General features: G+C 49.3%; 20 protein-coding genes. 9 read left to right on the plus strand and 11 right to left on the minus strand.

Annotated features, from left to right (window positions below; all coding sequences use genetic code 11):
* Nucleotides 1-3 precede the first annotated feature (3 nt).
* The 11 genes from PYL13_RS16630 to PYL13_RS16680 all read right to left on the minus strand — a co-directional run bounded on the left by PYL13_RS16630 (nt 4) and on the right by PYL13_RS16680 (nt 11500).
* The gene (locus PYL13_RS16630; RefSeq protein ID WP_275642378.1) at nt 4-1143 is read right to left on the minus strand and encodes an N-acetyl sugar amidotransferase; all 1140 of its coding nucleotides are present in this window, start codon (nt 1141-1143) and stop codon (nt 4-6) included.
* Complete coding sequence (locus tag PYL13_RS16635; RefSeq protein WP_275642379.1) at nt 1140-2372, minus strand: hypothetical protein; 1233 nt, start codon at nt 2370-2372, stop codon at nt 1140-1142. The genes PYL13_RS16630 and PYL13_RS16635 overlap by 4 nt, the downstream gene beginning before the upstream one ends.
* On the minus strand, nt 2369-3493 hold the full coding sequence (locus PYL13_RS16640) for an N-acetyl sugar amidotransferase (protein WP_275642380.1): 1125 nt from the start codon (nt 3491-3493) through the stop codon (nt 2369-2371). The genes PYL13_RS16635 and PYL13_RS16640 overlap by 4 nt, the downstream gene beginning before the upstream one ends.
* Nucleotides 3490-4263, minus strand: coding sequence for an AglZ/HisF2 family acetamidino modification protein (locus tag PYL13_RS16645; RefSeq protein ID WP_275642381.1), 774 nt, complete (start codon nt 4261-4263; stop codon nt 3490-3492). Before PYL13_RS16645 ends, PYL13_RS16640 begins: the two co-directional genes overlap by 4 nt.
* Nucleotides 4257-4883 (minus strand): imidazole glycerol phosphate synthase subunit HisH, encoded by a 627-nt coding sequence (gene hisH / locus PYL13_RS16650; protein ID WP_275642382.1) that lies wholly within the window; start codon nt 4881-4883, stop codon nt 4257-4259. Before hisH ends, PYL13_RS16645 begins: the two co-directional genes overlap by 7 nt.
* Nucleotides 4880-6316 (minus strand): oligosaccharide flippase family protein, encoded by a 1437-nt coding sequence (locus PYL13_RS16655; RefSeq protein ID WP_275642383.1) that lies wholly within the window; start codon nt 6314-6316, stop codon nt 4880-4882. The genes hisH and PYL13_RS16655 overlap by 4 nt, the downstream gene beginning before the upstream one ends.
* Nucleotides 6313-7395 (minus strand): non-hydrolyzing UDP-N-acetylglucosamine 2-epimerase, encoded by a 1083-nt coding sequence (wecB, locus tag PYL13_RS16660; protein WP_275642384.1) that lies wholly within the window; start codon nt 7393-7395, stop codon nt 6313-6315. The genes PYL13_RS16655 and wecB overlap by 4 nt, the downstream gene beginning before the upstream one ends.
* Before the next feature lie 63 nt (nt 7396-7458).
* A complete protein-coding gene (locus tag PYL13_RS16665; protein ID WP_275642385.1) occupies nt 7459-8559 on the minus strand; it encodes a DegT/DnrJ/EryC1/StrS family aminotransferase in 1101 nt (366 codons plus the stop codon).
* The gene (locus tag PYL13_RS16670) at nt 8556-9113 is read right to left on the minus strand and encodes an acyltransferase (protein ID WP_275642386.1); all 558 of its coding nucleotides are present in this window, start codon (nt 9111-9113) and stop codon (nt 8556-8558) included. Before PYL13_RS16670 ends, PYL13_RS16665 begins: the two co-directional genes overlap by 4 nt.
* Nucleotides 9113-10174, minus strand: a complete 1062-nt coding sequence (locus PYL13_RS16675) for a Gfo/Idh/MocA family protein (RefSeq protein WP_275642387.1) — start codon at nt 10172-10174, stop codon at nt 9113-9115. The genes PYL13_RS16670 and PYL13_RS16675 overlap by 1 nt, the downstream gene beginning before the upstream one ends.
* Nucleotides 10175-10177: 3 nt before the next feature.
* Nucleotides 10178-11500, minus strand: coding sequence for a nucleotide sugar dehydrogenase (locus PYL13_RS16680; protein WP_275642388.1), 1323 nt, complete (start codon nt 11498-11500; stop codon nt 10178-10180).
* A 490-nt stretch (nt 11501-11990) separates the two neighbouring features.
* Here PYL13_RS16680 and PYL13_RS16685 point away from each other — a divergent pair, with 490 nt between their 5' ends.
* The 9 genes from PYL13_RS16685 to PYL13_RS16725 all read left to right on the plus strand — a co-directional run bounded on the left by PYL13_RS16685 (nt 11991) and on the right by PYL13_RS16725 (nt 21283).
* The gene (locus PYL13_RS16685; RefSeq protein WP_275642389.1) at nt 11991-13916 is read left to right on the plus strand and encodes a polysaccharide biosynthesis protein; all 1926 of its coding nucleotides are present in this window, start codon (nt 11991-11993) and stop codon (nt 13914-13916) included.
* Nucleotides 13917-14378: 462 nt separating this feature from the next.
* Complete coding sequence (locus tag PYL13_RS16690) at nt 14379-14768, plus strand: hypothetical protein (RefSeq protein WP_275642390.1); 390 nt, start codon at nt 14379-14381, stop codon at nt 14766-14768.
* A 77-nt stretch (nt 14769-14845) separates the two neighbouring features.
* Nucleotides 14846-15886: an ABC transporter substrate-binding protein gene (locus tag PYL13_RS16695; RefSeq protein ID WP_275642565.1), complete on the plus strand. Its 1041-nt coding sequence runs from the start codon at nt 14846-14848 to the stop codon at nt 15884-15886.
* 9 nt (nt 15887-15895) lie between these two features.
* A complete protein-coding gene (locus PYL13_RS16700) occupies nt 15896-16780 on the plus strand; it encodes an ABC transporter permease (protein WP_275642391.1) in 885 nt (294 codons plus the stop codon).
* Nucleotides 16781-16789: 9 nt separating this feature from the next.
* Nucleotides 16790-17593 carry an ABC transporter permease gene (locus PYL13_RS16705; RefSeq protein ID WP_275642392.1) on the plus strand — a complete coding sequence of 268 codons (804 nt, stop codon included), beginning with the start codon at nt 16790-16792 and terminating at the stop codon, nt 17591-17593.
* A complete protein-coding gene (locus tag PYL13_RS16710; protein WP_275642393.1) occupies nt 17590-18669 on the plus strand; it encodes an ABC transporter ATP-binding protein in 1080 nt (359 codons plus the stop codon). The genes PYL13_RS16705 and PYL13_RS16710 overlap by 4 nt, the downstream gene beginning before the upstream one ends.
* Nucleotides 18670-18780: 111 nt before the next feature.
* Nucleotides 18781-19647 (plus strand): TauD/TfdA dioxygenase family protein, encoded by an 867-nt coding sequence (locus tag PYL13_RS16715; protein WP_275642394.1) that lies wholly within the window; start codon nt 18781-18783, stop codon nt 19645-19647.
* A 32-nt stretch (nt 19648-19679) separates the two neighbouring features.
* Complete coding sequence (locus tag PYL13_RS16720) at nt 19680-20330, plus strand: RraA family protein (protein WP_275642395.1); 651 nt, start codon at nt 19680-19682, stop codon at nt 20328-20330.
* Nucleotides 20327-21283, plus strand: coding sequence for a carbon-nitrogen hydrolase family protein (locus tag PYL13_RS16725; RefSeq protein WP_275642396.1), 957 nt, complete (start codon nt 20327-20329; stop codon nt 21281-21283). The genes PYL13_RS16720 and PYL13_RS16725 overlap by 4 nt, the downstream gene beginning before the upstream one ends.
* Nucleotides 21284-21438: the final 155 nt, after the last annotated feature.

Below are 21438 nucleotides of genomic sequence, written 5' to 3' on the forward strand. Positions count from 1 at the left end.
ATATCATACCTGTTTTGCACGGTTTCTTATATAATTCCGCAGAGATGAAGACCCCTCGATAAAACGATTACTATTTGAGTACTCAAGGTGAGACTTGTTGGGAGCATCGATGATATTTTGCAGGGTCTCTTGAGTTATGCCGAATTTCTTAATGACAAAATCAGTATCCTGAGCCAAATTGTTGTCGGCATAAGGATCGCGTTCGAGTTCCGACAAGCCCTCATCACGTGTTATTTGTCCTGCACACACCAAAGCAGAAAGATGAGCTCGCCGTTTATCAAAGCCGAATTTCTTAGGTAAGTAATATCCTTGATACCATCGCGTATAGATCGACTCGTAATGTTTGCCGCCGTAATATTGCCAGCCCAACTCAGATTTCATTTTTTCAATCGCCTCAGATTTATTATAATCAAGGAAATTCAAAAGATTGACCATCCGATAACGCCCGGTCAAAATATGGGCAGTAAAAGAAAATAAGGAAATCGTTGGAAAGCTCTTCAAAGGAACGGTTCCAAATTGGTTATGCAAGGCCCTTATATGTCTTAAGTCATGGCTGTAATAAACCCAGGAAATCGGCAGAATTCCCTCAGTCACCACGTTGCTACCATTTATAACATATGGCGTCCCAACTTCACGGGCGGTCTTGATTAGAGTGGCCGTAATAGCGTGATCGGTAGGAATCTCACAATTCGGAACAGAAGCTTTTAGAAAAGACATCTGAAGATCTTTAAACTCTTCCCAATCAACAACATAGGTTTGCAGATCGATTTTCAACCGGTCTAGCGCATTTTTGATATTCGCTACCGCAAGCTCTGAATTCCAACCGTTATCAAAATGGATTGCCAACGGCCGTAGGCCGAGTTCCTTAAGTTTGTAAATTACATAAGTACTGTCTACCCCGCCACTTACGCCAGCAACGCAATCGTACTCTCGATTTTTTCCGTCATCCTTAATCCTGTTTACAACGGCACTAAGAGCCCGTGCTCGTTCTTCAGGAAGCCGGATTTCAGATCTAACGCGTAAAAAATATCTGTTGCAATGGTTGCAGTTACCATATTCGTCAAAAATGATCTCTGGATCAGACGTATCCATAAGGCATCGATTACATTGGACGTATGATAGGTGGGAGGGTTGGCGTATCATTTATACCTCAGCCTGAAAAACAAAAAGAAGATTGCAGTCATCACCAACCAACCAGATCCAGAATTAATTGCTGTGAAAAAATTGCTCTCCATTAACACTAAAATAAGAGGGAGGTTAAACGGCAAAGCTAATAGATGGTCGCCATATATAAAATACGACATGCTAAACAGTAGGCCACACAAAACTGCAGCAATTGCAAATCCAGCCAACCCAAAGTTCGCATAGTCGGTCATAAAGGCAGCAGCGTTAAGGCTTCCATGCATGCCCTGCTTCACGTTTTCTGGATAATAGCTGGAGTAAAGTTTTGTGGGAACATGAACGTACTCACAACCGACAATCAAAGCTACGGGGCGATATCCGCATCCAGCTTCGAATACTCCTTCGCGCTCATAATAATTAAACCACTGTCCTATGACTTGTCCGGGAACAAGTATTGCCCGTTCAATTAATGAAGAAACTACTGCGTGTTTTTTCCAGTACTCAGAAACTAATCTTTCTTCAATGTGATAGCCGGGTTGATCTACATTAACGGATTCCCCTCTAAAGCTAATTGAAGCTACCGTAGTGACGGCGAATACCAATATGGCCATCAAAGACAACGTGGAGCTGAAATGGAGCCACTTTCGTTGAGTAAACTGCAATGCCAGCGTTGGCAAAAAGAGGAGAATAGGAAACACCCTCGCAAAAAGGCTGAGACAATAAAACCCACCTGCGATCAAGACAATAAAAAACAAATAAGATCTGTAGTAATAAGCAATGACAAGAAGCGCCGGCCCCAAAGCCTTCAGGGAGTAATCACTCGCGTAGCGTAGATATGAAGGCAAGTCAAAATAGGATTGTTGCCGGACTATACTGATTGAAATGTCATTTTTTTCTTTCAGAGCCTCTAATACAGGCAACCTGCCAATGTAAAGAAAATGTGCTGCAATTACGGCCACATATAACGCCAATAAGATGTAAAAGAGATATATCCGGCTACCTTCTAACCTCCCCCTTGGTGATTTTTCAGACGCTGAATATAATAAGTTTTGCTTAGGGAAAACCCTCATAAATCCGAAATACACAAACGTGACAACCGAAAAAAAACAAACAATTACGACGCTAGTTATTTCATTTTTACCGCTTACCAGTGCATAGGATAATGCAGCAAAAGCAAGCCATGCTACTGAGCCCAAGTATGCAATAAATACTCTATGTTTAAATGCAAATCTCGAAATTTTTTCTTTCATAAACGAACCAACAAACGTTTTAACTTGACTCCTAGCTCAATTAATTTGGCATCAGAGGCGTATTGGGAGTAATCCTTGTTTGGAAGTTGGAACAACCTCTCCAATTCTTCAACGTTTACACCCAATTTTTTAGCCACAAACTCCTTGTCACTCTCTTGCAACTGGCGATCATACGTTGGCGAGCCAAGCTCCTCAACTGCCGCCTCTCTCGTCATTTGTCCGGCATTTATTAGGGACGATAAATGGGCGAGCCTTTTATCGTAACCGAATTTGACAGGGAGATAATAGCCTTGAAAGAAACGGGTGAACACCGATTCATAATGTTTGCCGCCATAGTCCCGCCAACCGAGCTCATTAGCAATGAGCTTTTTGGCTTCGGCTTTATTATAAGGAATAAAATTAAGCGGCTTTACAGTTTTGATTCCGCGTACATATGGATACCATAAATATTGTGCCAAGAACCCGATGGTAGGATAGTTTCTAAGCTTGATATTCCCATGTTTTTTGTGAACATCCCTCAGATGCTTCGCGTCTCCGGACTGATGGCCCCAAGCTGACGGCAAAATAAACTCTGTGGCGTAATTACTACCAGAGAGTATGTATTTTATTCCGTGCTTTGCTGCCTCGCGGTACAATATTGCGGGAAACGCATGATCTGTTGGAATATCGCAATTAGCAACCGAGGCTTTGAAAAACGCCAATTGTAGATCCCGCATTTCCTCCCAGTCGACCACATGGGTATGCAAATCGATCGATAGCTTTTTTACAATGTTTTCAATATTGTTTACTGCCAGTTCCGAATTCCAACCGCTATCAAAGTGAACGGCAAGAGGACGCAAGCCAAGTTGCTTTGCCATATATGCGACGTAAGAACTATCGACCCCACCACTTACGCCCATAATGCAGTCGTACTCGTTATTGCGTCCGCGTTCTTTGATTCGATTGACAATGCTTTCAAGTTCGGCGCGGCGTTCGCCGTTATCAGCCTTTTTTACGATATCTCTTACCATGCTGTCGTACCGCTGACAGTGGTTACACAAACCATCTTCGTTGAAAGTAATTTGCGGATCTGTTGTGTCCATAACACAACGAATACATGCTTGATATGTACGGGCATTCATTGCCGAGTGCTCTCCAATTGAATTTCCTCAAGCTGCGTGCCGCTTGGATAATTTATCAAGACCGCCTTATGTTTTCCGTGGAAAACAAACATACTTCCGGCAGCCACCGCGTTAACACCGCACGATATTCCTTCGTGAAGGTGCGTGAGATTTCCTGCTCCGCCACAGGCAATCACGGGAGTATCAACCGCACCAACGATGCTTTTCAGAAGATTTGTGTCCAATCCTCCCATCGTCCCATCGCGATCAATGCTGTTAACGAGAATCTCACCTACACCCAGGCGCGCCAATTGTTCGGCGTAACGGATCGGATCTTCTTTGGTATTGGTTTTACCAGCGTTGATCCAAACCTCATATTTTCCAAAGAAGCTTTTCTTGACATCAATCGCTGCAACTATGCTTGACGTACCAAATGTCAAACATGCGTCTTTTACTAAGTCTCGATTATGGAATGCAGCAGAGTTGAGACTAACCTTTTCAACACCAACTCTTTGCAAACGTCTTATCTGCTCAAGAGACGAAACCCCGCCGCCATAAGCAAGCGGCATAAAGCACTCACCTGCAATATCGCCAATCAGTTCGAAATTGGGTTCACGCTTTTCGGCGGTTGCCGTGATATCCAGGACCAGAAGTTCATCAACTTCTTTCTCATTGAATATTTTCACTGCATTGACGGGATCGCCCACGTATTTAGGATCCGAAAACTTCACTGTTTTATAGAGACCTCGCCCCTTCAGCAGCAAACAAGGAATTATCCGCGCCTTCAGCATGCTTCAAACCTCTCAACGAAGTTTCGATAAACCTGCAAACCGTATTTATGACTTTTCTCGGGGTGAAATTGCATCGAAAGGATATTTTTCTGCGCCATAGCGCTGGTGAACTCCGAACCGTAGGTGCTACGCGCCAAAATGATGCTCGGATCATTGGCAACCATATAGTAGGAATGCACAAAGTAAAATCTCATGGGCCGTGTGACGTCATCAAAAATTCCACCACCTTCTGACTGAGGCTCGACCATATTCCAACCCATATGGGGCACCCGCAAACTAAGGCCTTCGGCGGGACGAAAGCGAACGAGTTTTGCATCGAGCCAACCCAGACCCGGCTTATTGCCTTCTTCACTTTCTCGAGCCATCAGCTGGGCGCCTAAACATACACCAAGAACAGGCTTGTGCTGATCGACGACCAGATCATTCAAAATCTCTATCAAGCCAAACTTTTCCAAATTGCCCATAGCCTCATCAAAGGCCCCGACACCCGGTAACACAAGCTTGTCAGCCTGCCGCAAAATTGTCGGATCGCGCGTGATGACAGGTGTGCCTCCGGCTTTCCTTATCATATTGAAAACAGAGCCTACGTTTCCAGTGTCATAATCAACAATTGCTATCAAAGGCTGTCTCCCAAGCTCTCGCGCGTTTGGTTGGCTTTACGGTAGCTGTATAAACCGATCAGGCTAGCGGCAAAACCAGCTACAAGCCCAGCAAGCATCAAAGAGATCAGACTTTCCCCAAGAAGCTGCCTCTGCAGTCCCAGTCCTGCCCATAGTGCTAGATAAAGCAACCACGCCTTTAAAAGACACTTCGCAAGGCTTAGGACAGAGAACGCTGAAATTTTGAACAACGCGTAGAGATAAATGTGGTGATAAGCAATATTGCAAATTGTATATGCGATGACGGCCCAAAGCGGATTTTTGGAAGCCCAAAGCACTGAAGCCACTGCTATCGCTGTTATAACATCACAACTAATTTGCACAACAAAGGATACTCCTTGGCGCATATGAACCTCGAACAGGCGCTCTGGCCAGCCAGTTTGCAACGCCAACCAAGCTGCCGGCGCTAAAGCCGCGGCCATCATTCCCGCGGTTCCCCAAGAAACACCAAACACCCTGATGAATAACGGCTCGCCAAATACGCCAGCAAATGCGAAAAGAGGTGCGCTCGCGAAAATCCCAGCACTGAGGATGGATAACGTCAGTTTTTCGAGTCGAATATCACTCTTTTTAGCCACTGCTTCTTTGAAGAAAACCTGACTTAGAGAGTTTGAAACGAGGAGTGTCGGAGCCAATAGCATCGAGCGTGCCAACGCATAGGCCCCTGCAGCTGCTATATTTGAGAAAGCAGTAAACAAAAATATTGGCGCATCACGGGCAATAGTCCCAACCAGACTGTAGGGGGTGTTAAAGACGAAAAATTGATAGTATCTCGCGATCAGCTGGCGAAAGGTGGGTACGTTCCACTCACCCGTCGTATGGATGGGAAGTAAACAATTACGAAGGACCGAGGTCGCCGCCAAAACTTGACCGACAAACTTCCCAAAAACTAGTCCGGCCGTGGACGTAGTTACGATCCCGATGCCCGAACTTATCAAAAGAAAACCAGTCTGATTTATAACACCGCTGCCCGCAATGGTGCGAAATGACCGGGTGCGTGTTGCAAATGCGACACCCACTTGCATCGCAGTAATGGCGACTACCATGAGGGGCAATACTAAAACCCAGACAATGCCATTGCTTTGAAAAAGACCAAAAAATAGAAAAGCGACGAGGCCGAAACAAAACGTCAATGTAGAAACTGCGCCTGCGATCATGCAGACTAGAGACGCGATCTGTTTCGCCTCAGCCTCATCGTCAGGCAAAACGATGGCCAAATCTAACCTGCATGTCGCGACCACGGCCAAGGATGCTGCTATGCCCATAAAAAGCGTCTGCAGGCCATAAGCTTCGGGTCCGTACAACCTTGTCAGCAAAGGTGACGCAAGAATGGGCAAAGCTTGAGCTAAAGCAGTACCCGTAAACATCGCAACGAAGTTGGTGCGAAAGCTCACGGCGCCCTCAACATCTCTTCTAGAATTGCTTCGCTGGCGTTCCCATTTCCATAAGGCTGGGGGAGCTTGCCATCAGAGCGTTTCCGGGAAAGGGATTTCGCAATTAAATTTCTGTCCGCCCCGACCAGAACGTTCAGACCAAGCTCGACCGTCTCAGTCCATTCTGTTTCATCACGCATGGTGACACACGGAACTTCATAAAAGAACGCCTCTTTTTGTACGCCTCCGGAATCTGTTACGATGACGCGTGCGGACTGCTCAAGTCTGATCATATCAAGGAATGGCAAAGGCTCCACAACCGTAATATTTGAAAGGTCGGTAATAAGATTGAGGTCCTCAATTTTTTTTCTAGTGCGTGGATGAAGTGGTAAGACGACCGGTATCTGCGACGCGAGATCAGCCAATCCCTGCACAACGGACGTTAACCTCCGCACCGAATCGGTGTTTTCTGCGCGATGACACGTTGCGAGCACATAGTGGCCATCTTCGAGGCCAAGACGCTCTAAGGCATTGCTTTTGTGTCGTGCGATATCTCTGTAATACAGCGACACATCATACATCACGTCTCCCACCAGGTGAACGCCGCTTCTAATCCCTTCATTATAAAGATTTTCCACGGCTGATTGCGTGGGGCAGAAGGTCTTGCGCGAAAGTCTGTCCGCAACAATACGATTAACCTCCTCAGGCATGTTCATATTGAAAGACCGTAACCCCGCTTCAACATGAGCAATAGGAATATGCAGCTTTGCCGCGGCCAAAGCGGCAGCTAAAGTTGAGTTCGTATCACCATAGATAAGAACCCAATCTGGCTTTTCGGCCAGCAAGACGTTTTCAATACTTTCAAGCATTTTGCCCGTCATGGCGCCATGCGTGCCACCTGATATTTCGAGATTGTAATCGGGAGCTGGAATGTCAAGCTCCTCAAAAAAAACGCTCGACATATTTGGATCGTAATGTTGCCCGGTATGAACCAAAACTTCCGTGATCTTATCGGAGTATTTTGATCGAATTGCGCGCGAAATCGCAGCAGCTTTTATAAATTGGGGACGAGCGCCAATTACTGTAACAATTTTGATCATCTGGCAAGCGCTCGCAAAGGTTGTTGCATATTCGTGTTACAAGTATTATGTTCTGACTTTAAATCACTGACTAAACGCTGCGATGATGAACTCCTGCTCGGATGTACCCAAGTATGGATGCATAGGCAGGCTTAAAACCTGATGAGCCACTTTTTCGGTCTGTGTCAGGTTACCAACAATACGACACGAGTTCACGTAAGCTGGCTGGATATGTAGAGGGATTGGATAGTGGACAGCAGTTGGAACACCAACTCTGTTGAGCTTCTCCAAAATGGCCTCCCTGTCTTCACATAACAACGTAAACTGCCCCCATACACAGGTTCTGTCGTCGCGTACGCCCAGCGTCCGAACCCCCTCGATATTTCCTAGTGCATTCACATACCGCGAACCGATCTTTATACGTTGGTCGATCTCCCAGTCTAAATTCTCAAGCTTGGCCAGCACAACGGCGCATTGAATGGTATCCATACGCCCGCCAACACCAATTCGTGTGTGGTAATACCGACGCTCCTGACCATGTACGCGGATTTCCCGCATTATTTTTGCTAAGTCACTGTTATCCGTAAAGATTGCGCCACCATCGCCGTAGCATCCAAGTGGTTTACTCGGGAAGAAACTCGTGCAGGCGATTGTGGAAACATTACATGAGCGCTTTCCGCGATAGCTTGCACCAAAGCTCTGCGCAGCGTCTTCAATAACTGCAATGCCATGACGTGACGCAATTTCGTTGATTTCATCCATATCCGCAACTTGCCCATACAGCGACACAGGGATGATAGCGCGCGTCTTCGACGTTATCGCGCCTTCAATTTTGCTCACATCGATATTGCAGGTATCAGGTTCAACATCTACGAAAACGGGGATTGCCCCTAGAAGCGCAATAACTTCAGCAGTCGCAACGAACGTAAAAGCCGTTGTGATAATCTCATCGCTGGGCTTTACGCCTAGAGCCATAAGCGAAATAAGAAGTGCCTCAGTGCCGGAACTCACCGTAATACAGTGTTTTGCGGATGTATATTCCTCAAGCTTCTGTTCAAGCTCGCGAACTTCCGGACCCATGATGAATTGTCCGTGTTCAAGCACTTGACTAATGCGCTCATCCACTTTTTCTTTTAGGTGTCTGTATTGCGCCTTCAGATCAATGAACTCGATTTTTTTTGTCATTCGCGTATACAGCTCTCGTCTTTGATTTGATAAACTTCACCACACTCACATGCGACTTTACCCGTTCCATGCAACTGGGTCCCACAAAGGCACATCCAACCTATTCTTCTCGCCGGCACGCCTACCATTAAAGCGTATGCAGGCACATCTTTGTTGATCACAGCCCCAGCTCCAACAAAAGCATGTTCTTCAATCGTGACGCCACATACGATGGTGCAGTTGGCACCCAATGTTGCGCCCCGTCGCACAACAGTCTGTCGATACTCTGCTTTGCGGTTCACTGCGGAGCGCGGGTTGTAAACATTGGTAAAAACCATGCTTGGACCACAAAACACATCGTCTTCTAGTCTCACCGCATCATACACAGAGACATTGTTCTGGATTTTTACATTATTACCGATAGCGACGTCATTACCGACAAAGACATTTTGCCCAAAGGAACATCCTGTTCCTATTTGAGCACCACCGCAAATGTGAACCCAGTGCCAAATCCGAGATCCATCGCCGATAGTAGCTCCGTCATCGACAATTGCTGTAGGGTGAATCGTGATCATCAGAAATCCAGCGGTAAATTCACGCGGCGTCCATCGCGAGCGGACTTGTATATAGCGATCAAGGTTTCAAGACTTTTCAAACCTTCACGGCCGTCTGTTTCAGGCTCACTTTCGCCGCGCAGAACACGGATAACGTTGTCGTAGTAAAGTGGATGCCCAAAGCCATAGACAGAGGTAGTCTCGTAGCTGGCACTGGCAACCTTAGCATCATCTTCATGTTGTTCAGCAAATTCCCAGTGTTGGATTTCATTCACAGCCACTCCACCGATGCGCACGGTCCCTTTTTCACCGATGATCGTGATGCTGCCCTCCAGATTTTTTGGATAAGTAAGCATCGTTACATTCATCGAACCCATAGCACCCGAGCGCCATTTAACGCTTACGACGCCTGTATCTTCAACTTGGATATTGCGCGCGAGGGTGCCGGTGTAGGCATGTAGGCTCTCAATTGGACCAATAAGCCAGTCCAATAGATCCACATAATGGCTGGCTTGGTTCATGAAAGCGCCGCCATCAAATTCCCAGGTGCCGCGCCAATCAGATGAATCGTAATAGTCCTGTGGACGCGTCCAAAAAACATTTATGTTGACCATATATATTCGGCCAAATCGCTTCTGTTCTACTGCACGTTTTAACAGTTGCAGCGTCGCATTGCGACGGTTCTGCTTGACGACGAAAAGACGCACATTGGCATCATCACAAGCCTTCACCATATCGAGACCATCTTGCCAGCGGGTCGACATGGGCTTTTCAGTGATAACGCTGCGTCCAGACGCAGCAATCTGCTGTGCTTGCATGCTGTGAATCCCACTTGGCGTGGTCAACACAACAACATCAGCTGTTGTATTTTTGAGTAATTCCTCAAGGCTGCTATATCCGTTTGCGCCGGTCTTTTCGACAGCCTTTGCCAAAGCTTCCGGATCAATATCGCATACATCAACCAATTCGGCACGATTGCCATGCTGAGCAATCGCCGCGAAGTGGTTCTGAGCGATACGCCCAGCACCCACGAGTGCAATTCTAACGTTACGATTGGTAATAGGAGCTGGGAAATGACGCATTGATTAAGACCTTACAACATTGCTGGCAGGCTCAAGATACCGCCCACGCGTGTCAACGATGAGCTGAGCATTTTTCAGGATGCAAGAATAATTGTACTCATCGTGGTCAGTGGCCAACAGCACACAATCATAACTCTGCAGGTTTTCGGCGGTCAAATCGACACTAGACAGATCAAAATGAGCATGATCACGAAGTTTAGGAAACACAGGAACGTAGGGATCGTTATAGTTTACGTCTGCGCCAAGCGCTTGGAGTTTTTCCATAAGTATGACGGACGGCGATTCACGCATGTCGTCGACATTTTTCTTGTAAGCAATTCCCAAAACCAAAATGGACGAACCATTGACAGCCTTTTTCCGGCGATTAAGAGCGTCCGTTACCTTGGCGATCACATAATCAGGCATGTCAGAATTAACTTCGCCAGCCAATTCGATGAAACGTGTCGCGACACCGTATTCGCGCGCCTTCCACGTCAAATAGAATGGATCAATCGGAATACAATGGCCACCAAGGCCGGGGCCTGGGTAATAAGGAACAAAACCAAAGGGCTTGGTGGCAGCAGCCCGGATCACCTCATGGATATCTATACCCATACGGTCAGCCACGATCTTCATCTCGTTGACCAGGCCAATATTCACAGCACGGTGGATATTCTCCAACAGCTTGGTCATCTCAGCAGCACGCGTGGATGTTACCGGCACTAGCTTGTCGATAACCTTCCCATAGAGTGCTAAACCAACCTCAAGACAGGCCGCTGAATAGCCACCACAAACCTTGGGGATGGTGTTCGTCGTAAAATTGGCATTGCCCGGATCTTCCCGCTCAGGCGAGTACACCAAGAAATAGTTCTCCCCAACCTTGAAGCCGCGCGTCTCGATGCGGGGTAACAACTCTTCATCAGTCGTGCCGGGGTATGTGGTACTTTCGAGAGACATCACTTGATTTTCACGCAAATACGGCGTCAAAGAATCAACAGTATCAATAACAAAGCTCAGGTCTGGTTCGCGATGTTTGTCTAATGGTGTCGGGACACATAGAATCAGCGCATCGACCTCACCAGCACGCCGGAAGTCAGTCGTAGGTTCAAAACCTGACGTTTTTGCAGTAGCAAGCCGACTAGCCTCAATATGCTTAATGTACGTTACACCAGCATTCAATTTGTCGACCTTCTCTTGATCAACATCGAATCCTATTACCTTGTAACCCATCTCGACATAACGAAGGACCAGCGGTAGACCGACATAACCTAATCCAACAATGCCAATTTTGGCCGTTTTGTTGTCAAACCGTTGTATCAGTGCTGAATTTGAAGTTTTGACCGACATGCCGTTTCCCGAAACTACCTCATTGTAAAAAATGCGCTACCCAAGCAGCGCTTGTCGCTCAATAACACTCATGTTTTATTGCGACCAGCCCCCCACTGGTTTGTTTTCCGGACAGGAACAATCCAGCACCGTTGTAGTTCTCATGAATTCGAACCACCGACTCAACGCCGCCCCGCAAGTCTGTATTTGTTTCGCCAGACACCTTCTGGAAGAATCAATATTTTTCAAACAGTTAACCGAACAGCATTGATGCAGCACTTGGTTGGAATACCAAGAATGCGGCTAAAGGCGCCAGCGCAAAAAGTTGCAACCTAAAAAATACACACGTAGCAGTGGATAAGGTTCCAAATGAAGTTTCTTGGCACAAAGTACGACTACTCCCTACATTTACATCGTAAAATTTTGAAGTCCCAAGCAAAACACATTGATCTAACCTGTAGCCGTCCGCTAAACGAGAACCCAGCGGGGATTCATTGACGGGCGCTAATTAATGGCATGGGAATACATAATTTCAGCGGTGTTGGCTCTACCGAGGTGGGTAAAGCGTCTATCGGCGCTGGCTGTCGACAGCGCGCTTTGCGTGCTGACGCTTTGGCTCGCCTTTTCGTTGCGCCTGGACACATGGGAGTTTTTGTCAGGCATTCAGCTTCTAACAATTCCCGTATCGCTCGCCGTTGCCCTGCCCCTTTTCGTTGTGAATGGACTATACAGGGCCATCTTCCGTTATATCGGCTGGGCGGCGTTTTTAGCAATTATTCGTGCCGTTGCAATGTATGGCCTAATATTCATGCTGGCTTTCACCTTCATAAGTGTGCCCGGCATACCTAGAACTGTCGGAATAATGCAGCCTCTGCTGCTGTTGTTGGCGGTCAGCATTTCAAGACTGGTAACCCGCCAACTATTGGGCGCACCCTATCGACGCGAGCTCAACAAAAACGCCCAACGTAACGTGCTGATTTATGGCGCGGGCACGATTGGACGACAGCTCACCAGTGCATTGCTGAACGGTGGCCAGCTCTCAGTGCGCGGCTACCTTGATGATGATAAGAACCTCCATGGATCGCTCATCAATGGTGTTCGTGTTTACGCCCCCAATGAACTCAAAGACATCGTCACACTATTAAATGTCAAAACGGTTCTACTTGCTGTGCCAAATATCAGCGCAGAACGCCGGATGACCATTATAGAAAGCCTTCGGGGCGTTGGGGTCGCCGTCAGGCTAGTCCCGAATGTCAGCGAGATTGCCCAAGGCCGTGTGTATATGGCGGACTTCCAGGAATTGGCAATCGACGACCTTTTGGGCCGCCCACCTGTTGCACCGTACGAAGACCTGCTGACGCGCAACATCAAAGGCAAGGTGGTCATGGTGACCGGCGCTGGAGGCTCTATCGGCAGCGAACTGTGTCGCCAGATTTTGCAAGTCGGCCCGGAACGGCTGATCCTTTTTGAACAGAACGAATTCACGCTTTATTCCATTCACGCAGAACTGGTCCGCAATGACCCATTGAAAGAGGATCTCGTTGTCGCGCTTTTAGGATCGGTCCGTGATCCCAAGCGCATGGCCGACATTATGGAGAGCTTCAAGCCGCACACGGTTTATCACGCAGCGGCCTACAAGCATGTGCCAATCGTTGAACAGAATCCTGTTGAAGGTATTTCCAACAATGTCTTTGGCACGCTCGAAACAGCGCGTGTCGCTATTGAAAAAGGTGTGAAATCTTTCGTGCTAGTTAGCACGGACAAAGCCGTTCGGCCCACCAACATTATGGGTGCGTCAAAGCGGGTGGCCGAGCTGGTTTTACAGGCTCTCGCCGCCAAAAACCCTGACATCACCTTCTCCATGGTACGTTTTGGTAATGTGCTGGGATCTTCGGGCTCGGTGGTTCCACTTTTCCGGCAGCAGATTGCAAATGGTGGACCAATAACGCTCACCGATCCTGAGATGACCCGCTATTTCATGACAATTCCGGAGGCGTCACAGCTGGTCATTCAGGCCGGCGCAATGGGAAAAGGCGGAGATGTTTTCGTTCTCGACATGGGTGAACCAGTGAAAATTATTGATCTCGCCCGCCGTATGGTCGAGCTCTCCGGTATGACAATCAAAGATGACACGAACACAGATGGCGACATTGAGTTTATCATGACCGGGCAACGACCGGGTGAAAAACTCTACGAAGAATTGCTGATTGGTAACAATCCGGCATCGACCATCCATCCACGTATCATGACAGCGCAAGAGGAGTTTTTCCCGTGGCCTGAGCTCCAAGCCATGCTGGAAAAACTGAAAATCGCAATGGATGCAAATGACCTCGTTGAAGTGCGCAGGCTGATGGGCGTCATGGTGTCAGGCTTTCGTCCGAGTGCCGATATTGTAGACCTTCTTGTGATAAGACAGCGTGAGGATAGAATTTCTTAAATCCGCGTCCCACAGCATAATTTTAGTGAACAAACGCTTTGGTGAGCTGCTGAGCCGCTGACAGAGAATCGAAAGGGATAGGCGTCATCACCTGTCCTTTAGTCGAGTGATCGTACACTTATTGGGCTTCAGAAAAAGCTGCCTGATCGCATACATCTTCTTTTCCGTCCTCCTGCATCAACAGTGTTTCGAGACTTCAACTGCCGGACCTCTGGGTATCGATCGTTTAAATTCCTGCACGCCTTCAAAAAACTTCCGGCCAACCCTGAAAATTCACGTTAGTCGCTTGCGACCGATCACTTTCTCTTGTCCAAAAAGATATTGAGCTTCATCCTTGTCACGAATTGCTCTATGCTACGACGACATGACAAGTGGTGTGCATCCGGACGGCGAGAGTCGCCAAGGCAGTGTCCGGCCACAACTCAATTATTAGCTCGGCCGGGCTCTCATTGGAGAGTCGTCATGTCGGAAAAATCTTCTGCAATACTACCTTTGCCGTTGGTGCCCGTTGAGGTATACGACGGAATACCTACTGGTATCGCCCTTGAGGTGATGCGTAATCTTTATGGACTTCATGCCGCGACAGCAGCAGCGTGGTGCGCCATAGAAGCGCGTAGCGATGGTATCGATGACCAATACCGTTTCTGGTTCGGTCTTTTTTGCGAACTTCGCAAGACTTCCCCCGTCTTTTCTCTCCTTCCCCACCCGATAGTGAAAATTGATCGGTCGATGGTCGAAGGTGACTATGCTCAAAAAGACGACACCATTCACGATAATCTTAATCGCTTTTTTTGTTCCCAAAACCTTCGCCATTTAATTGTTCGTCAAATCCGATCAATAGTCGGAAATTAATATTGGAACTCACCAACAAAATACCGGCAATATCTCGCGGAAATCCTAAACAATCAGCAAAATCAAAAGGGCGAACGATGAAACGCGGATTTTTGTTTATTACATTTATAGCAGCAACCAGCGTGGGCAGTGCTGCTGTTGCAGAGCAACTGATCGTCAACAGCTATGGCGGACCATACGAGGATATCATCCGCAGTCGGATCATCGAACCCTTCGAAAAAGAGTTCAATACAAAGGTCATTTACGATGCGGTGGGATCCGCGTCGCAAGACTACGCTAAAATCAAGGCCACACGCGGTCGGCCAGGTTTCGATGTCGTCGTCATGACTGCTTCACAGTCGCTCGATGGATGCAGGGACGGCCTTCTCGAAAAATTTTCACTGGAAAGTGTTCCGAACATTGCAAAACTCAATCCGGAAATAAGCAGGATCGCGGGCGCTTGCGGGGCGGTCCACGAAGTTCAGTATCTCTCTCTTCTGTGGCGCAAAGACAAACTTCCATTCGCGCCTGCCTCTTGGTCCGCCTTATTTCGCGAGGAACTGAAAGGGAAGGTCATCCTCCCCACGTTCCAGAACATCATGGCGGCTTATCTCATGCAGATCATGTCCGTCACCAATGGTGGCGATCTCATCGACAACGTTGATCCCGGTTTCGAAGCGATGGGAAACCTTGCCAAGCAATCAATCGGTTTCGAACAATCGTCTTCGATCATGGAGAACTATTTAAAAGAAGGACAAGTCTGGGCCATGCCTTTCTGGAACGGGCGCGCGCAGTTGCTTGTCGATAGCGGTTTGCCAGTCGATTACGTGAGACCCGAAGAAGGGACTATCCCACTTGTCGCAACCTTGAACGTGCCAATTGGAGCGCGCAACAAGGAAATGGCGCATAAGTTCGTTAATTTTTTTCTCGAAAAATCCAGCCAGGAAGCCTGGGTCACTGGGTACAATGTCGGTAGCGCCCGTGTTGATATAGATGTCCCTGACGACGTTCGCGCACGCCAGATCACCACCGAAGCCGATTTGAAGACCCTTCTCATCCCCGACCTCTCCTCCGTCGCAGCTAAGCTACCGGAATGGGGAGCGCGTTGGGAGCGCGAAGTGATCGCAGCGGCGCGATAGGAGGGAATGATGACAACGATCGAAACCCTGTCGCCTCCTGAATCGTCACCTCACCGGTCCTTTACGTTCCGGCCTTATTTTTCGCTGATACCGCCGTCCACAGTCCTCCTGCTCTTCTTCGCGTTGCCGATGGGGATGATGATCGGATTAAGTTTTCAGGGAGCTGATGACGAAGCATGGACAATGGCCAACTATCAGCGTTTCTTTTCCGACGATCTTATGCTCGTTGGCCTCGGCCGTACAATGTTGATGTCGGGACTGGTCGCCATTTGCGTGACCGTCATGGCATATCCGCTCGCATACTATCTGGCGCGTGCGACGTCTCGCTGGCGCACAGTCGTATTTGCACTTGCTATCGCGCCAGAACTTGCCGGAGTGGTCCTGCGCACTTACGGTTGGTTGGTTATCCTAGAGGATCACGGCTTTGTAAACTCGGCATTATTATGGGCAGGTTTGATATCTGAACCTTTGCCGTTGTCGAAAAACATGTTCGGAGTTGTTGCCGGTCTGACGCACGTCATCCTCCCTTTCGGGGTTCTTTCCCTTTTGACGAGCCTGCAAGGTATCAATCCCAATCTTGAGAAAGCTGCACAGGTCCTGGGAGCTTCTCGCATAGCTGTACTCCGTCATATCGTTTTGCCACTTTCGATCCCGGGCATCGTCAGTTCACTGCTCATCGCTTTTACGATGGCCGCCAGTGCCTATGCCACTCCAGCACTCCTCGGTGGTGCGGGTTTCAAGGTACTGGCGACAATGGTCTACGAACAGGTCCTTTTCTACATCGACTGGCCGTTCGCGGCGGTGCTGGCAAATGTGTTGCTGCTTGCAATGCTTATCGCCGTCTTCGTGGGTTCGCGCATAGAAGCGCGTCTCCATAACAAACTGCACCTGTAGGAGATACCCATGAACAGGTTTTTGTCGATTACGTTTAAAGCTTCACTGGGCCTCATTCTCACGTTTATCACCCTGCCGCTATTGGTGGTTCTCGTAGCATCCGTCAGTCCAACGGCGAAGATCGTTTTCTCGCCAACGCTCTGGACGACGAAATGGTACGGCGAGCTCATGACCAGTCGCTGGATCGATCCATTTTTGTTGAGTGCAGAACTCGCGCTTATTGTCACGGTTCTCAGCGGAGTTTTCGGCCTCCTTGCAGCCTATGCGGTCGCCTACGAAAAATGCCCGGGTCATGCCGTGATCATGTCCTTTTTGTTGTCTCCTCTTTCCGTTCCGCAAATCGTCAAAGGGGTCGCGATTGTTCTCTTTCTTTCGTCGACCGGTTTTTATAGTCTTCTGGGGACGCCCGGCCTGATCATGGCCCACGTTATCCTCACGATGCCTTTCGTCGTGCGGATGATTGCGGGAGCAATGTTCAATTTTGACAAGCGACTCGACCTTGCGGCACGTGTCCTTGGCGCCACCAAGATGCAAAGAGTTCGCTACATCCTGCTTCCCTTGATCAAGCCTGGCCTGTTCTCAGGAATGACCTTCGCGTTCATTCTGTCTTTCAACAATATCCCTCTGTCAGTCTTTCTTGTCCGGCCGGGCGAAACGACACTTCCCATCACGGTGATCAATCACCTCGAATACAGCCTTGATCCGGTTCTGGCGGCAGTCAACGTAACCTCTCTTATCTTCATTCTCGCCGCTGTTTTCCTCTTCGAACGGATTGGCGGATTCTCGACACAGATACATGGTGGAAGCAAATGAGCACAATGGACGTAGAACTAATCGCGATTAGCAAAAATTATGGTGCCAATCGCGTTGTTGATAACATCGATCTTTCCATCCCAGCGGGTAAATTCGTTAGCATTTTAGGTCCTTCTGGCTGTGGCAAGACAACGACCCTGAACATGATCGCCGGCTTCTCCGATCCATCCAGTGGCGATATCCGTATCAGAGGGCGAAGCCAGCTGGGCGTTCCTCCAGAAAAGCGTGGGATTGGGCTGGTTTTTCAGAACTATGCATTGTTCCCTCACATGACGGTTGCTGAAAACGTTGCCTTTGGCCTGAGGATGAAGGGTTGCCCGCGCGCCAAAACCGAGACTGAAGTACGGTCCGCATTGAGACGCGTGCATCTTGAAGGCTTTGAACATCGATACCCCAAGGAATTATCCGGCGGCCAGCAACAGCGTACGGCGCTCGCCCGCGCTATCGCGCCGAAACCGTCACTTCTTCTTTTGGATGAGCCCCTATCCAACCTGGATCTCAAACTGCGCGAGGCAATGCGCATCGAGCTCAAGGAAATACAGGAAGAGCTCGGAATGACCTTCATCTATGTCACGCACGATCAGGATGAGGCGATGGCAATGTCGGATCGCATCGTTGTGATGCATGGCGGTTTTGTGGCGCAGGAAGGTAAGCCAAACGACATCTACGATAATCCGCGGTCGCGGTTTGTCGCGGACTTCATCGGAAAATCAAATCTGATTCGAGTTGTATCCTTGAGACGAGATGAAGGGTCGACGACCGCCGTTCTTGAAGGTGGTATTGAACTTATTGTCGAGCCACCGGAAAATCCAGACGCGGTCCGGTACTGTTGCTTGCGACCAGAAGCAATCCGCCTAGCGCCTGAGAAGACGGAGTTGCCCTCCACTGCCAATGCTTTGACTGGAACCCTGACGAGGATCGTCAACCTGGGTGCATATCGCGATTGCTATGTCACCCTCGCGAACGGCACCGTTCTCAAATCACTTGTGCGATCGACAAGACTGCCCGATCTGAGAGTCGGTTGCCCAGTCCACCTCTCAATTGATCCCAAGGTCGTGCAACTTCTTGAGGAGTAGTATTCATCGTATTTCCGTATCAATAAATTGAAATTGATATTGGATATGTAACGATCAGCAACGCTACTCTTCCCTTGCAGAGACAAAAACTTTCAAGGAAGGAACAGGAATATGCTCAACAGCCAAAGAATTTCGGCAGTGCAGGACGGGAGCAATGTCTGCGCCGACATCGTCGGGTTCGATTTCAACAACTATGATGAGAAGGACGTTGCGGAGGTCCGCAAATATTGGCTCCACTACGGCGTCCTTCGCTTCAGGAATGCCAACATCACTGACGAGCAGCAAGTCGCCTTCTCTCGTCATTTCGGCGAATTCGTCATCCATCCCAAACAATTGCAGGAGGGCGGACACCCTACCCATAAAGAAATCCTTGTCATCGCCAATACCATGAAAGATGGAAAGCCCTCAGGAGCAATGGGCAACAGCGAGGCGACCTGGCACACGGATACATGGTTTTATGAGCGGCCGCCGGCAGGTGCAATTCTGCGCGCGGTCGAGGTACCAGCCGAAGGAGGAGATACCTATTTTCTTTCTACCTATCGGGCCTATGACGCATTGCCGGAAGACATTCGCAATGCAATCGACGGACGACAGATATTCTTCCAGAATGTCTATGACAAAACCGGCAAGCTGCGGCTTGGTAAGGTGGCACCGACCAGCAAAGATTTTCGAGAATGGAACGGTATCGCCCACCCGTTGGTACGCACCCACGCAGAGACCGGTCGCAAGGCGCTTTATCTCGGGGGAACCGCAGAAGGCGCATGGATCGTCGGAATGCCGTTGGATGAAAGCAATGAACTGCTGAAGCGTCTGTGGGAGCACACAACCGATACAAGCGAGGTGTTTGTCCAGAAATGGACGAAAGGCGATATCATGATGTGGGACAATCGCTGCACCATGCATCGCCGGGATTCCTTTGATCCCAACTCGGTCCGGATCATGCACCGAACGACGACCTCTGGCGAACGTCCGATCTGATCTTATCAGACCTAACTAAAGCGACCTTAATCATGGAAAAGTATCGGATAGAAAAGGAAGGGGCTTCCCTTCCAGCGGACCTTTGTGCCCTGCTGCAGGGTGTTGAGACCGCAACGATCGGACATACTGAACACCTTGGCTTTCTCAGCACGGACATCCGTCCGGTCCTTTCTACGAAGGTCATCGGTCAGGCACTGACCGTCGCGGCACCGGGCCGCGACGGAGTGGTCATTTACAAGGCGATCGATCTTCTCCGTCCCGGAGATGTTCTCGTCATCGCAAGAATCGACGGTGACGATATCGCCTGTGTCGGCGGCGGCGTTGCGACCGCGGCAAGAGCCCGTGGTGCTGCCGCGATCATTGTGGATGGACCATGTACGGACGTGGAGGAAATTCTGGCATCAGGCCTGCCGGTCTGGTGCCGTGGAGTTTCTCCAAAGACGACAAGCCGTACATTCCAGATAGGCGGATCAATCAATGTACCTGTCGCGTGTGGGGGCATGGCTGTTCTGCCGGGTTTCGCAGTTCTCGCCGACGACTCCGGAATCTTTGTCGCTGATCGTGAGCGAATGCGCAGTCTTGGAGTGATGGCGTTGAAGCGCCAGCAACGATCGGTCCGAGTGCGCGAACATCTGGAAAGCGGACATTCAATCTTCGACTTTAAAGAAGGGCATTCCCAATGAAAATTTCCCTCATTCAAATGAACTCGCAGCCAGATCGTGAAGCCAATCTTCGCCAGGCGGAGGCACTTATGCTAAAAGCCGTGAGGGAGGACGCGCCGGACCTGATCGTCCTGCCGGAGCATTTCGACTGGTCTGGGGGTACCGTTGCGGAAAAGCTTGCGGCAGCGGATTTCGTTCCGGGTGGCTCTGCTTATCGGATGGTGCAGGAGTTCGCCTTACGGCATGGTCTGTGGCTTCATGCTGGAAGCATGCTTGAGCGCGTTGCTGGACAAGAGCGAATATATAACACCACCGTCGTGTTCGGCCCTGACGGTCGGGAAACAGGTCGCTATCGCAAAATTCATCTTTTCGATATCGTCGCACCTGACGGCAAAGCCTATCTTGAGTCCGCTACAGTCGCACCAGGGGCAGACCTGTTCATCTACGAGGCTAACGGTTTTCGGATCGGAGCCGCCATTTGCTACGATCTTCGTTTTTCGCGTCTGTTCGACCAACTTGCAGAGAACGAGGTCGACCTCGTCATCCTGCCGGCCGCCTTCACAATGCAAACCGGAAAGGATCATTGGGAAGTCCTGTGCCGTGCACGCGCCATTGAGTTCCAGGTCTACTTTGCCGCCTGTGGTCAATGGGGCGGCTATCTTGCAGCCGGCGGTGAGACCCGGCAATGTTTCGGGAACTCCCTTGTCTGCGATCCCTGGGGACAGGTCATCGCCCGCGCCTCCGACGGTACTGGTAGTGTTGCCGCAAGGCTCGACACCCAGCGTGTAAAAGACGTGCGCCAACTTATCCCGATGGCAAGGCACCGACGCCAGTTCAGCAGCGTAGTAACCCAGTCGTTTCCCTCCGCTAAGCCACTGCCATCCGTTGGTGATCTCGCATCAATAGCCCCCACCTGTGATGCTCTATGCTCAGAATGCCGGAACCAGAAGGCCCGATCGGTCGCGCACAGATAGTCGATTGACTTGACCGCACGGCGTTCAAGGGGCATCAGGAAACGAGGCGTATAACCTTGCGCCTTGCTTTCGCGACATAACTTGCCATCCCGTCGGATACGATCTCTCCGTAACACGGTCACATTGGTGATCTTTCATTATTCGCTATGTAAACG

Origin of the sequence: Agrobacterium sp. Azo12 (assembly GCF_029193765.2) — a bacterium.
In the GTDB taxonomy this organism is placed as follows: Bacteria; Pseudomonadota; Alphaproteobacteria; order Rhizobiales; family Rhizobiaceae; genus Agrobacterium.

What these genes read in the sequence shown, in the direction of transcription:
- PYL13_RS16690 (WP_275642390.1), top strand. Translation starts at nt 14,379, where the DNA reads ATGTCGGAAAAATCTTCTGCAATACTACCTTTGCCGTTGGTGCCCGTT.
- PYL13_RS16725 (WP_275642396.1), top strand. Translation starts at nt 20,327, where the DNA reads ATGAAAATTTCCCTCATTCAAATGAACTCGCAGCCAGATCGTGAAGCC.
- PYL13_RS16710 (WP_275642393.1), top strand. Translation starts at nt 17,590, where the DNA reads ATGAGCACAATGGACGTAGAACTAATCGCGATTAGCAAAAATTATGGT.
- PYL13_RS16645 (WP_275642381.1), bottom strand. Translation starts at nt 4,263, where the DNA reads ATGCTGAAGGCGCGGATAATTCCTTGTTTGCTGCTGAAGGGGCGAGGT.
- PYL13_RS16700 (WP_275642391.1), top strand. Translation starts at nt 15,896, where the DNA reads ATGACAACGATCGAAACCCTGTCGCCTCCTGAATCGTCACCTCACCGG.
- PYL13_RS16685 (WP_275642389.1), top strand. Translation starts at nt 11,991, where the DNA reads ATGGCATGGGAATACATAATTTCAGCGGTGTTGGCTCTACCGAGGTGG.
- PYL13_RS16680 (WP_275642388.1), bottom strand. Translation starts at nt 11,500, where the DNA reads ATGTCGGTCAAAACTTCAAATTCAGCACTGATACAACGGTTTGACAAC.
- PYL13_RS16705 (WP_275642392.1), top strand. Translation starts at nt 16,790, where the DNA reads ATGAACAGGTTTTTGTCGATTACGTTTAAAGCTTCACTGGGCCTCATT.
- PYL13_RS16715 (WP_275642394.1), top strand. Translation starts at nt 18,781, where the DNA reads ATGCTCAACAGCCAAAGAATTTCGGCAGTGCAGGACGGGAGCAATGTC.
- wecB (WP_275642384.1), bottom strand. Translation starts at nt 7,395, where the DNA reads ATGATCAAAATTGTTACAGTAATTGGCGCTCGTCCCCAATTTATAAAA.
- PYL13_RS16695 (WP_275642565.1), top strand. Translation starts at nt 14,846, where the DNA reads ATGAAACGCGGATTTTTGTTTATTACATTTATAGCAGCAACCAGCGTG.
- PYL13_RS16670 (WP_275642386.1), bottom strand. Translation starts at nt 9,113, where the DNA reads ATGATCACGATTCACCCTACAGCAATTGTCGATGACGGAGCTACTATC.
- PYL13_RS16665 (WP_275642385.1), bottom strand. Translation starts at nt 8,559, where the DNA reads ATGACAAAAAAAATCGAGTTCATTGATCTGAAGGCGCAATACAGACAC.
- PYL13_RS16720 (WP_275642395.1), top strand. Translation starts at nt 19,680, where the DNA reads ATGGAAAAGTATCGGATAGAAAAGGAAGGGGCTTCCCTTCCAGCGGAC.
- PYL13_RS16635 (WP_275642379.1), bottom strand. Translation starts at nt 2,372, where the DNA reads ATGAAAGAAAAAATTTCGAGATTTGCATTTAAACATAGAGTATTTATT.
- PYL13_RS16675 (WP_275642387.1), bottom strand. Translation starts at nt 10,174, where the DNA reads ATGCGTCATTTCCCAGCTCCTATTACCAATCGTAACGTTAGAATTGCA.
- PYL13_RS16630 (WP_275642378.1), bottom strand. Translation starts at nt 1,143, where the DNA reads ATGATACGCCAACCCTCCCACCTATCATACGTCCAATGTAATCGATGC.
- PYL13_RS16640 (WP_275642380.1), bottom strand. Translation starts at nt 3,493, where the DNA reads ATGAATGCCCGTACATATCAAGCATGTATTCGTTGTGTTATGGACACA.